This window comes from Variovorax sp. SRS16 (assembly GCF_901827165.1).
Lineage (GTDB): Bacteria > Pseudomonadota > Gammaproteobacteria > Burkholderiales > Burkholderiaceae_C > Variovorax.
Window position 1 is genome coordinate 2,877,461 of record NZ_LR594666.1, and the last position, 12,436, is coordinate 2,889,896.

At 67.8% G+C, this 12,436-nt stretch carries 8 protein-coding genes; 4 read left to right on the forward strand and 4 right to left on the reverse strand.

The window, feature by feature from the left end:
* Window positions 1-94: 94 nt before the first annotated feature.
* A complete protein-coding gene (locus tag E5P2_RS13970) occupies window positions 95-880 on the forward strand; it encodes a foldase protein PrsA (protein WP_162567742.1) in 786 nt (261 codons plus the stop codon).
* 143 nt (window positions 881-1,023) lie between these two features.
* On the opposite strand, the gene purL is transcribed toward E5P2_RS13970, so the two are convergent.
* The gene (purL, locus tag E5P2_RS13975) at window positions 1,024-5,133 is read right to left on the reverse strand and encodes a phosphoribosylformylglycinamidine synthase (protein WP_174262723.1); all 4,110 of its coding nucleotides are present in this window, start codon (window positions 5,131-5,133) and stop codon (window positions 1,024-1,026) included.
* 126 nt (window positions 5,134-5,259) lie between these two features.
* On the opposite strand from purL, the gene map reads away from it, so the two are divergent.
* Both map and E5P2_RS13985 read left to right on the forward strand, forming a co-directional pair.
* The gene (gene map / locus E5P2_RS13980; protein WP_162567743.1) at window positions 5,260-6,084 is read left to right on the forward strand and encodes a type I methionyl aminopeptidase; all 825 of its coding nucleotides are present in this window, start codon (window positions 5,260-5,262) and stop codon (window positions 6,082-6,084) included.
* Between the two features lie 29 nt (window positions 6,085-6,113).
* On the forward strand, window positions 6,114-8,702 hold the full coding sequence (locus E5P2_RS13985; protein ID WP_162570491.1) for a [protein-PII] uridylyltransferase: 2,589 nt from the start codon (window positions 6,114-6,116) through the stop codon (window positions 8,700-8,702).
* A 6-nt stretch (window positions 8,703-8,708) separates the two neighbouring features.
* Here E5P2_RS13985 and E5P2_RS13990 read toward each other — a convergent pair whose 3' ends face one another.
* Genes E5P2_RS13990 through E5P2_RS14000 form a run of 3 tightly spaced genes read right to left on the reverse strand, consistent with a single transcriptional unit; the run spans window position 8,709 to window position 11,799 of the window.
* On the reverse strand, window positions 8,709-9,767 hold the full coding sequence (locus E5P2_RS13990; protein ID WP_162567744.1) for an amino acid ABC transporter permease: 1,059 nt from the start codon (window positions 9,765-9,767) through the stop codon (window positions 8,709-8,711).
* Window positions 9,764-10,768 carry an amino acid ABC transporter permease gene (locus tag E5P2_RS13995; RefSeq protein ID WP_162567745.1) on the reverse strand — a complete coding sequence of 335 codons (1,005 nt, stop codon included), beginning with the start codon at window positions 10,766-10,768 and terminating at the stop codon, window positions 9,764-9,766. The genes E5P2_RS13990 and E5P2_RS13995 overlap by 4 nt, the downstream gene beginning before the upstream one ends.
* A complete protein-coding gene (locus E5P2_RS14000; RefSeq protein WP_162567746.1) occupies window positions 10,765-11,799 on the reverse strand; it encodes an amino acid ABC transporter substrate-binding protein in 1,035 nt (344 codons plus the stop codon). The genes E5P2_RS13995 and E5P2_RS14000 overlap by 4 nt, the downstream gene beginning before the upstream one ends.
* A 148-nt stretch (window positions 11,800-11,947) precedes the next feature.
* Here E5P2_RS14000 and E5P2_RS14005 point away from each other — a divergent pair, with 148 nt between their 5' ends.
* Entirely contained in the window at window positions 11,948-12,352 is a 405-nt protein-coding gene (locus E5P2_RS14005; RefSeq protein ID WP_162567747.1) for a DoxX family protein, read from the forward strand.
* Window positions 12,353-12,436 lie beyond the last annotated feature (84 nt).

Here is a 12,436-nt window from a genome sequence, read left to right on the forward strand (position 1 = left end):
CTTTGACTCACCGCCGCCATTGCGGGCGGCGCATCCACTCCCCTCTTTTTCATTCCAGCGCTTTTCCACGGCGCGCATCCCCCGGAGTCTTCTCATGAAAAAACAACTCTTGCAAGGCATTGCCGCAGCCGTTTTCTTCGGCGCGCTGCCGGTCGCTGCGCTGGCGCAGAACGTCGCCGTCGTCAACGGCAAGCCGGTGCCCAAGGCGCGCATGGACGTGCTGGCCCAGCAGCTGGCCAGCGCCGGCCGGCCGGTCACGCCCGAGATGCAGCCGCAGCTGAAGGAAGAAGTCATCGCGCGTGAAGTCTTCATGCAGGAAGCGCAAAAGCAAGGCCTCGATGCCACCGACGACTACAAGAACCAGCTCGAGCTGGCACGCCAGGCCATCCTGATCCGCACGCTGTTCGACAACTACCGCAAGCAGAACCCGATCTCGGACGCCGACGTGAAGGCCGAGTACGACAAGTTCGCCGCCGCCAACAGCGGCAAGGAATACAAGGCACGCCACATCCTGGTCGAGACCGAGGACCAGGCCAAGAAGATCCTGGCCGACCTCAAGAAGGGCGCGAAGTTCGAGGACATCGCCAAGAAGCAGAGCAAGGACCCGGGTTCGGGCGCCAACGGCGGCGACCTCGACTGGGCCGCACCGGGCAGCTTCGTGCCCGAGTTCTCGGAAGCGATGATCAAGCTCAAGAAGGGCGAGACCACGACCGTGCCGGTCAAGTCGCAGTTCGGCTACCACATCATCCGCGTCGACGACATCCGCCAGGCGCAGATGCCCAAGCTCGAGGAAGTCAAGCCGCAGATCGTGCAGCAGTTGCAGCAGCAGCAGTTGCAGAAATACCAGGAAGAGCTGCGCGCCAAAGCAAAAGTAGAGTAACCCCCAGGCTTGCCCACTTCGTGTGGCCGCCTTCCCCCTGCTGGGGGCAACACCGGCGGACCGGCGGAGCCGGATCCGCGGTGTTTCTGGAACAAGAAAGCGGCCCATGGGCCGCTTTCTCATTGGCGTCGGAGCTGCAGTTCTCAGCCCACCCACTTTCTTGCGTTGCGCCAGATCCGCATCCACGGGCTGAACTCGCTCTTGTCGCCCGAAGTCCAGCTCATCTGGACATTGCGGAACACGCGTTCGGGATGCGGCATGGTCGCGGTGAAGCGGCCGTCGGACGTGGTCACCGCAGTGAGGCCGCCGGCGCTGCCGTTCGGGTTGAAGGGATAGGCCTCGGTCGGCTGGCCGTGGTTGTCGACGAAGCGCATCGCGGCAATGGCCCGGGCCGGATCGCCGCGACGCCGGAAGTCGGCATAACCCTCGCCATGCGCCACCGCGATCGGCAGGCGGCTGCCGGCCATGCCGGCGAAGAAGAGGCTTGGTGAGTCGAGCACCTCGACCATCGCCAGCCGCGCCTCGAAACGCTCGCTCTGGTTGGTAGTGAAGCGCGGCCAGGCCTCGGCGCCCGGGATGATGTCGGCCAGTTCGGCAAACATCTGGCAGCCGTTGCAGACGCCGAGCCCGAAGGTGTCGCCGCGGCCGAAGAAGCGCGCGAACTGATCGGCCAGCCTCGGATTGAAGGTGATGCTGCGCGCCCAGCCGATGCCGGCGCCCAGCGTGTCGCCGTAGCTGAAGCCGCCGCAGGCGACCACGCCCTTGAAGTCGGCCAGGTCCGCCCTGCCCGTCTGCAGGTCGGTCATGTGAACGTCGAAGGATTCGAAGCCCGCCTCGGCAAACGCATAGGCCATCTCGACATGCGAGTTGACGCCCTGCTCGCGCAGGATCGCGACCCTGGGCCGGGCCAGGTTCAGGAAGGGCGCGGCGACGTCGTCGGTGGCGCCCGGCGCCAGCAGCACGTGCGCGCCGGGATCGACCGGATCGCCGGCGGCCGCGTGCTCGGCATCGGCGCAGGCGGGGTTGTCGCGCTCGCGGCAGATCTTCCAGCTCACCGCGTCCCACACTTGGTGCAGGTCGTGCAGGCTGGCGCTGAAGACCGCCTTGGCATCGCGCCAGACCTCGAGCTTGCCCTTGCCCGCATCCATCGCGGAACTGGCCGGCCGGGTCTTGCCGACGAAATGGCTGTGGGTGCTCAGGCCGTGCGCGCGCAAGGTCTGCATGACCTCGTTGCGCTCGGCGGTGCGCACCTGCAGCAACATGCCCAATTCTTCGTTGAAAAGCGCCTTGAGCGTGAGTTCCTCGCGCCGCGCGCTGACTTGCCCGGCCCAGTTCTTGGCGTCGCCGTATTCGGCGCGGCTGTCGCTGATGCCGTCGCCTTCGGTCACGAGCATGTCGACGTTGAGGGCCACGCCCACGTGGCCGGCAAAGGCCATCTCGCAGGCGGCGGCGAACAGGCCACCGTCGCTGCGGTCGTGCAGCGCGAGGAGCTTGCCCTCGGCGCGCAGCGCGTTCACCGCGGCCACGAGATTCACCAGGTCTTCGGGATGGTCGAGGTCGGGCACCACGTCGCCGCTCTGGCCCAGGGTCTGCGCCAGGATGCTGGCCGCCATGCGCTGCCGGCCGCGGCCGAGGTCGACCAGCACCAGCGTGGTGTCGGGCTCGACGGCATCGAGCTGCGGCGTGAGCGTGCCCCGCACGTCGGCCAGCGTGGCGAAGGCACTCACGATCAGGCTCACGGGCGAGGTGACTTTCTTCTGCACGCCATCGTCCTGCCACTGAGTGCGCATCGACAACGAGTCCTTGCCGACCGGGATCGACACGCCGAGCGCCGGGCACAGTTCGAGGCCGACGGCCTTGACGGTTTCGTAGAGCGCCGCGTCCTCGCCCGGTTCGCCGCAGGCGGCCATCCAGTTGGCCGAAAGCTTGACGCGCGAGAGTTCGATCGGCGCTGCCAGCAGATTGGTGATGGCCTCGCCCACCGCCATGCGGCCCGAGGCCGGCGCGTCGATGGCGGCCAGCGGCGTGCGTTCCCCCATGCTCATCGCCTCGCCGGCGAAGCCCGCGTAGTCGGCCAGGGTCACCGCACAGTCCGCCACCGGCACCTGCCACGGGCCGACCATCTGGTCGCGGTGACTGAGGCCGCCGACCGTGCGGTCGCCGATGGTGATGAGGAAGCGCTTGGAAGCGACCGTGGGATGAGACAGCACGTCGATCGCAGCCTTCTGCAAGTCGACGCCGGTCAGGTCCAGCGGCTTGAAGCGGCGCGCGAGGGTCGTGACGTCGCGCAGCATCTTCGGGGGTTTGCCGAGGAGAACGTCCATGGGCATGTCGACGGCCGGCTTGCCCTCACCCCAACCCTCTCCCGGAGGGAGAGGGGGAAGGTCCGTCTGGCTCCCTCTCCCCTCCGGGGAGAGGGTTGGGGTGAGGGGCACGCCCTCCGCCACGACCAACTGCCGCGCTTCGGTCGCAACGCCGACGACCGCGAACGGGCAGCGCTCGCGCTCGCAGAACGCGCGGAACTGCGCGAGCGAATCCGGCGCGATCGCCAGCACGTAGCGCTCCTGGCTCTCGTTGCACCAGACCTCCTTGGGCGCCATGCCCGACTCCTCGAGCGGCACCGCGCGCAGGTCGAAACGTGCGCCGCGGCCGGCGTCGTTGGTGAGTTCGGGGAATGCATTCGACAGGCCGCCCGCGCCGACGTCGTGGATCGCCAGGATCGGGTTCGCGTCGCCCTGCTGCCAGCAGTGGTTGATGACCTCCTGCGCACGCCGCTCGATCTCCGGGTTGCCGCGCTGCACCGAATCGAAATCGAGTTCGGCCGCATTGGCGCCCGTGGCCATCGAGCTGGCGGCGCTGCCGCCCATGCCGATGCGCATGCCAGGGCCGCCGAGCTGGATCAGCAAGGCGCCGGCCGGAAAGCGGATCTTCTTTGTCTGCGTCGCATCGATGCTGCCCAGGCCGCCGGCGATCATGATGGGCTTGTGATAGCCGCGCTGCAAGGTATCGACGTCGCTCACGATCGACTGCTCGTACTCGCGGAAATAGCCCAGCAGGTTCGGCCGGCCGAATTCGTTGTTGAAGGCGGCGCCGCCGAGCGGCCCCTCGGTCATGATCTGCAGCGGGCTCGCGATGTGCGCGGGCTTGCCGAAGCCGTTCTCGGCGGGCCACAGCGTCGACACGGTGAAGCCGGTCAGGCCGGCCTTGGGTTTCGAGCCGCGGCCGGTCGCGCCCTCGTCGCGGATCTCGCCGCCGGCGCCGGTCGAGGCGCCCGGAAAGGGCGAGATGGCGGTCGGATGGTTGTGGGTCTCGACCTTCATCAGCACGTGGCTGTGGGCCTGCGCCTTGCCATAGCGGCCCGATCCGGAGGCAGCGACGAAGCGCTCGATCTGCGTGCCCTCCATGACGGAGGCGTTGTCGGAATAAGCGATCACCGTGTGCTGCGGGTTCTGGCGCTCGGTGTGGCGGATCATCGAGAACAGGCTCTGCGGCTGCGCCACGCCGTCGACGATGAAATCGGCGTTGAAGATCTTGTGCCGGCAGTGTTCGCTGTTGGCCTGCGCGAACATCATCAGCTCGACGTCGCTCGGATTGCGGCCGATGCGGGTGAAGGCGTCGACCAGGTAGTCGATCTCGTCCTCGGCCAGCGCCAGGCCGAAGGTGGTGTTGGCCGCCACCAGCGCCGCGCGGCCGCCGCCCTGCACGTCGACCTGCGCCATCGGCTGCGCCGGCAGCTCGGCGAACAGGCTGGCGGCCTGGTCGAGCGTGGCCAGCACGGACTCGGTCATGCGGTCGTGCAGCAGCGCTGCGACGGCGGCCAGTTGGTCTCCTTCGAGCGTCGGCGACTTGCCGAAGGCCTTGTCCAGCAGGGGCGCCTTGAGCACCAGGTGGTACTGCGTCACACGTTCGACACGGCGCAGCGCGAGGCCGCAGTTGTGGGCGATGTCGGTCGCCTTCGAGGCCCAGGGCGACACCGTGCCCAGGCGCGGGGTGACCACGACCGTCGGACCGGCCTTTCCGGGCGCGGCTAAGGGTTCGCCGTAGCTCAGCAGCGCCTCGAAGCGCGCGCGGTCCGCATCCGCGAGCGCCGCGTCGGTCACCACCAGGTGGACGTGGCGGGCGCCGATGCCTTCGATGCGCGGCTCGATGGCCGAAAGGCGCGGCAGCAGCTGGCGCGCCCGGAAATCGCTGAGTGCGCTGCCGCCCTCGAAGAAGGTCACCACGGGGACGACGGGATGGGCAGACGGGTTCACGGGCAACGTCACGTTCGGATCGGCCGGCAGGCCGCGTTGGGAGTCAAGCAATGAGGCGGCGGCCGCTGACTGGGGCCATCCGCGATAACCCTGAAGTTTAACGGGCTCGATGGGATAATTCGGGGCATGAGCATTACCTACAAAGACGCCGAAGGCGTGGCCGGCATGCGCGTCGCGTGCCGCCTCGCGTCCGAGGTGCTGGACTACCTGACCCCGCACATCCAGCCCGGCGTGACCACCAACCAGATCGACAAGCTCGCGCACGAGTACATCACGCAGGTCCAGGGCGCGATCCCGGCGCCGCTCAACTACATGGGCGCCAGCAGCACGCCCTACCCCAAGTCGATCTGCACCTCCGTCAACCACGTGGTGTGCCACGGCATCCCGAACGACAAGCCGCTCAAGAAGGGCGACATCGTCAACTGCGACATCACCGTCATCAAGGACGGCTGGCACGGCGACACCAGCCGCATGTTCGTGGTCGGCGACGCCTCGATCGCAGCCAAGCGCCTGTGCGCCTTCACCTACGAAGCCATGTGGCACGGCATCGTCAAGGTCAGGCCCGGCATCCACCTGGGCGACATCGGCTTCGCGATCCAGCGCTTTGCCGAGAGCAACGGCTTCTCGGTGGTGCGCGAGTTCTGCGGCCACGGCATCGGCCGCGGCTTCCACGAGGAGCCGCAGGTGCTGCACTACGGCAAGCCCGGCACGCTGGAAGAACTCAAGCCCGGCATGACCTTCACCATCGAGCCGATGATCAACGCCGGCAAGCGCGACATCAAGGAAGACGCCAAGGGCGGCCAGTACGACGGCTGGACCATCGTCACGCGCGACCATTCGCTGTCGGCGCAATGGGAGCACACGGTCCTGGTCACCGAGACCGGCTACGAGGTGCTCACGCTGTCCGCCGGCAGCCCTCCGCCGCCCGCTTTCGTCAGCGCCGCGGCCTGACGCCGTATCGGCCGCCCGTGGCTGCCATCATGGTCGACATCCCGTCGCTGCGTGACGCCTATCGCGCGCGCAAGCTCGCGCTGTTCGACCAGTTGCGCAGCGCGCGCGCGCCGACGCGCAGCGTCCACACCGCATTGCGGCAGCTGTCGGCGCTGGCCGATGAAACGCTGGGCGCACTGTGGGCCGAGGCCGGATTCGCGCACGCGTTCGCGCTGGTCGCGGTCGGCGGCTTCGGGCGCGGCGAGCTGTTCCCCTATTCGGATGTCGACGTGCTGCTGCTGCTGCCCGACGATCATGCGGCCGACATCGCGCCCGAGCGGCTCGAAGCCTTCATCGGCCAGTGCTGGGATGCGGGCCTCGAGATCGGCTCCAGCGTGCGCACGGTCGATGAATGCCTGGCCGAGGCCTCGAAGGACGTCACGGTCCAGACCTCGCTGCTCGAATCGCGGCTCGTGGTCGGAGACAAGCGGCTCTATGCGGGATTTCGCAAGCGCTTCCTCGCTGCCATCGACCCGCAAGCCTTCTACGCCGCCAAGTCGCAGGAGATGCGGCACCGCCACCAGAAGTTCGACAGCACGCCCTATGCGCTCGAACCCAACTGCAAGGAATCGCCCGGCGGCCTGCGCGACCTGCAGACCATCCTGTGGATGAGCAAGGCCGCGGGCTTCGGCAACCGCTGGGACGACCTCGCGAAGTCCGGCCTGGCCACGCCCTTCGAGGTGCAGCAGATCAAGCGCAACGAGGCGCTGCTGAGCCTGATCCGAGCGCGCCTGCACGTGATCGCCAACCGCCGCGAGGACCGGCTGGTGTTCGACCTGCAGACCGCCGTCGCCGCCAGCTTCGGCTATGCCGGCGAGTCCCAGCGCAGGGCGAGCGAAGCGCTGATGCGCCGCTACTACTGGGCCGCCAAGGCGGTGTCGCAGCTCACGCAGATCCTGCTGCTCAACATCGCCGAACGCCTGCAGCCGCAGGCCGAGGAAGCGACGCGCATCAACGACCGCTTCTTCGAGAAGGCCGGGCTGATCGAGGTGGCGAGCGACGATCTCTACCTGAAGGATCCGCACGCGATCCTCGAGACCTTCCTGCTCTACCAGAAGACGATCGGCGTCAACGGCCTCGCGCCGCGCACGCTGCGCGCGCTCTACAACGCGCGCCACGTGATGGACAGCAAGTTCCGCAACGACCGCGTGAACCACATGACCTTCATGCGCATGCTGCTGGAGCCGCGCGGCATCACGCATGCGCTCAGGCTCATGAACCAGACCTCGGTGCTGGGGCGCTACCTGCGCGTGTTCCGCAGCATCGTCGGGCAGATGCAGCACGACCTGTTCCACGTCTACACGGTCGACCAGCACATCCTGATGGTGCTGCGCAATGTGCGGCGCTTCTTCATCGCCGAGCATGCGCACGAGTATCCGTTCTGCTCGCAGCTCGCCGCGGGCTGGGACAAGCCGTGGATCCTGTACGTCGCCGCGTTGTTCCACGACATCGCCAAGGGCCGTGGCGGCGACCACTCCGAGCTCGGTGCGCGCGACGTGCGGCGCTTCTGCCGCCAGCACGAGATCGAGCGCGAGGACAGCCGGCTGATCGAGTGCCTGGTGGCCGAGCACCTGGTGATGAGCCAGGTCGCGCAGAAGCAGGACCTGAGCGACCCGGAGGTGATCGGCGCCTTCGCCAAACGCGTGGGCAACGAGCGCTACCTGACGGCGCTGTACCTGCTGACCATCGCCGACATCCGGGGCACCTCGCCGCGCGTGTGGAATGCCTGGAAGGGCAAGCTGCTCGAAGACCTCTACCGATCGACGCTGCGCGCGCTGGGCGGACGCATGCCGGATCCCGGCGCCGAGGTCGAGGCGCGCAAGCGCGACGCGCTGATCCAGCTGGCGCTGTATGCGCAACCCTTCGAGGCGCACAAGGCGCTGTGGGAGACGCTCGACGTCGGCTACTTCATGCGGCACGATGCGTCGGAGATCGCGTGGCACACCAAGCAGCTGTCGCGCCACGTGCCGCCGCGCGGCATACCGGTCGATCCGCATGCGCCGGCCCTGGTGCGCGCCCGGCTGTCGCCGGTGGGCGAAGGCCTGCAGGTGGTCGTGTACACGCCCGATCAGCCCGACTTGTTCGCACGCATCTGCGGCTACTTCGACCAGGCCTCGTTCAGCATCCTGGATGCCAAGGTCCACACCGCGAGCAACGGCTATGCGCTGGACACCTTCCAGGTCGTCGCGACCTTCATCCCCGAGCATTATCGCGACCTGATCAGCATGGTCGAGACCGGGCTGGCGAAAACGCTCGGCGAAGCCGGCCCGCTGCCGCCGCCGAGCAAGGGCCGCGTCTCGCGCCGGGTGCGGAGTTTTCCGATCAAGCCGCGCATCAGCCTCCTGCCCGACGAGAAGGCGCAGCGCTGGCTGCTCAACATCTCGGCCAGCGATCGCACCGGCCTCTTGTATTCGGTCGCACGCGTGCTGGCGCGGCATCATCTGAATCTTCAGCTCGCGAAGGTGACGACGCTCGGCGAACGGGTCGAGGACACCTTCCTGATCAGCGGACCGGAATTGCAGGGGCAGCGCGCGCAGCTGGCGATCGAGACCGAACTGCTCGAGGCGCTGGCGGCCTGAGCGTCGCTAGTCCCTGCCGGCAGCGAGTCGCCGCTCCAGCCACCCGGCGTACCTCGCCAACCCGAAGCACATCACCCAATACACCAGCGCCAGGAACAGGTAGCCCTCGAGGTAGAACGGCCGCCATGTCGGATCGCCGCCGAGGGCCAGCCCCAGCGCGCCGGTCAGTTCGAAGAGGCCGACCACGGTCACCAGCGAGGTGTCCTTCAGGGTTCCGACGACGGTGTTGGTAATTGCCGGAACGACCAGTCGCAGCGCCTGCGGCAGCACGATGTCGCGCTGCACCGCCCAGCGGCCGAAGCCGAGTGCCATCGCGGCATCGATCTGGCCGCGCGGCACGGCCTGCAGGCCGCCGCGGATGATCTCCGCCAGGTAGGCCGCGACGAACAGCGCAAGGCCGGCCAGCACGCGCACCAGCACGTCCGGCTGCCAGCTCGCGGGCCACAGCAGCGGCAGCAGGAACGAGGCCATGAACAGCACCGAGATCAGCGGCACGCCCCGCACCAGCTCGATGTAGGTGGCGCTGAGCGTGCGCGCCACCGGCCATTGCGAACGCCGGCCCAGCGCCAGCAGCAGCGACAGCGGAAACGCGAGCGCCAGCCCGACCACCGCGAGCCCGATCGTAAGCGGCAGGCCACCCCAGCGGCTGGTCGGCACCATGGCCAGGCCGAGCACGCCGCCGCGCATCAGCACCACGAACAGCGCGAGCACGACGACCCACAGCGGCAGCAGCCAGACGCGCCAGCTGCGCGGCCAGGCACTCAGCATGGTGGTCGCCGACAGCACGCCGACCGCGATCGCCGGGCGCCATTGGTCTTCATAGGGATAGCGGCCGAACAGGAAGGGTCGCCACTTCTCCGCGATCACACCCCAGCAGGCGCCATGCCGCAACGCGCGGCAGGCTTCGGCATCGGGGCGGAACACGGCGTGCACCACGCCCCAGTCGAGCGCGTGCAGGGCCACCCATACGATGAGCAGTGCCAGCACCAGCGTCGCGAGCGCCCGCAGCGGCGAACCCCAGAGGTCCCTGCGCCACTCGATGGCCGGCCGCACCGTGCGGTTCATTGCCACCCTCGCAGCGCGACACGCGCGTTGTAGCGGTTCATCGCCCCAGAAATCAGCAACGACATCAGCAGGTACACCGCCATGATCACCGCGATGCATTCGAAGGCACGGCCGGTCGAGTTGAGCGAGGTGTTGGCGATGGAGACCAGCTCGGGGTAGCCCACCGCGACCGCGAGCGAGGAATTCTTGGTCAGGCTCAGCAACTGGTTGGTCAGTGCCGGCACGATCACGCGCAGGGCCTGCGGCATCACCACGATGCGCAGCTGCTGGCGCGGCGAAAGCCCGAGCGCCTGCGCTGCCAGTTTCTGGCCTTGCGAGACCGACGCGATGCCGGCGCGCACGATCTCAGCCACGAAAGCGGCCGTGTAGAGCGCGAGCGCGATCACCACGGCCAGGTATTCCGGGCTCAGCGCCGCACCGCCGCTGACGTTGAAACTGCCACGTTCGGGCCAGTCGAAATGCGTGGGCCAGAAGCCGCCTTCGCCGGCCACGGGCCAGGGCATCGACAGGCCGCCCTTGCTCAGCCAGAAGCTGGGCGCGAGTTCGAGCGGTTCGGTCGAATCGGGCAGCAGCTGCGTGAGTGCGAAGTACAGCATCAGCAGTTGCACCAGCAACGGCACGTTGCGCACCGTCTCCACGTAGGCCGCGCAGATGCCGCGCACCAGCACGTGCGGCGCCAGCCGGCCGATGCCCAGCAACGTGCCGAACACGACGGCGATCACCGCCGCGGGAATGGAGGCGCGAATGGTGTTGATCAGCCCGGCGAGGAATGCGCGCCAGAAAGGCTGGCTGGCGTCGAAGTCGAGCCAGCCTTCGGAGATCTCGAAGCCGGCCGACTGCAGCAGAAAGTCGAAGCCCGAGCGCACGCCGCGTGCGCGCAGCACCTCCAGCGCATGGTGGCCCAGCCAGAGCACGCCGCCCAGCACGGCCGCCAGCAACAGGGCCTGCACCGCCCAGGCGAGCCAGACGGCACGACGCCCGCCCGGCGCCGGCCGACTCATCTGACGGGCAATCCGTACATCAGGCCGCCCTTGCTCCAGAGATTGTTCGCGCCGCGCGGCAGCTTGAGCACCGACTTCGGACCGACGTTGCGCTCGAAGATCTCGCCGTAGTTGCCCACCGCCTTGATCGCGCGGTACGACCAGTCCTTGTCCAGTCCGAGCAGCTTGCCCAGATCGTCGCCGCTGCCGACCAGGCGCTGCTGCGCCGGGTCCTTGCTGTTGGCCTTGAGGTCGTCGATGTTGGCCTGCGTGATGCCGGCCTCTTCGGCCTCGATCAGCGCGTTGGGCACCCACTTGACGATGGCGAACCACTCATCGTCGCCGCGGCGCACCAGCGGCGCGAGCGGCTCCTTGGAGATCAGCTCGGGCAGGATCACGTAGTCATCCGGATTCGGCGCTTCCTTGTTGCGCAGGCCTGCGAGCGCCGAGGAGTCGGTCGTGAAGGCCTGGCAGCGGCCCGCGAAGAAGGCCTTGAACGAGGCCTCGAAGCTTTCGAACACCACCGTCTTGACTGGGATGTTCTGCGCCTTGAAGTAGTCGGCGACGTTCTTCTCGTTGGTGGTGCCGGACTGCGTGCAGATGGTGGCGTTCTTGAGCTGTTTGGCGCTGGTCACCTTGAGCTTCTTCGGCACCAGGAAGCCCTGGCCGTCGTAGTAGGTGATGGTGGTGAAGTTGAAGCCGAGCGAGGCATCGCGCGTCAGGTTCCAGGTGGTGTTGCGCGCGAGGATGTCGACCTCGCCGGCCTGCAGGGCCGAGAAGCGCTGCTGCGAATTGAGCGGCACGAAATCGACCTTCTTCGCATCACCCAGCACCGCGGCCGCGACGGCACGGCAGGTGTCGACGTCCAGACCCGACCAGTTGCCCTGCGTGTCAGGCGCCGAGAAACCGGCGACGCCGTTGGTCACGCCGCACTTGACGGTGCCGCGCTGCTTGACCGCGTCGAGCGTCTTGCCGGCGAAGGCGGGGGCGGCGACGAAGGCCAGGGCGGCGGCTGCGGCGGCCAGTGCGGGTCGGATGCGTTGGTTGTTCATTCTCGGGTTCCTCTGGGAATTGACGGCAGCGGGCAGTTTACGGTGGCGCCCCGGACTCTGCCAAAGAACCAGCAGTTGGAAGCTCATTCCGGCAAACGCCGCCGGCTTCGACCACAATCGCGCCTTCAAACAAGAAAGGCGATTCGACATGATCCGTTCCGACGACACAGGCAAACTCGTTCTGCGCGTCACGCTGGGCGTCCTGCTTCTGCTGCACGGCATTGCCAAGCTCCATACCGGCGTCGCCGGCATCTCCGGCATGCTGGCCGGCCAGGGCCTTCCGGGTGCCGTCGCCTATCTTGTCTATGTGGGCGAGATCGTCGCGCCGGTGCTGCTGATCATCGGCCTCTACACGCGGCCGGCGGCGTGGATCGTCGTGATCAACATGCTGTTCACCTTCTGGCTCGTCCATGGCAACAACCTGTGGTCGCTCGGCAAGAGCGGCGGCTGGGTGCTGGAACTGGAAGGCCTCTACCTGTTCGCCGCCTTGGCAATCACCTTCCTCGGCGCGGGCCGCTTCAGCATCGGCGGCGGCAGCGGAAGACTGAACTAACCCCCAGGCTTGCCCACTTCGTGTGGCCGCCCACCCCCTTGCAGGGGCAACACCTGCGGACCGGCAGAGCCGGACCCGCGGTGT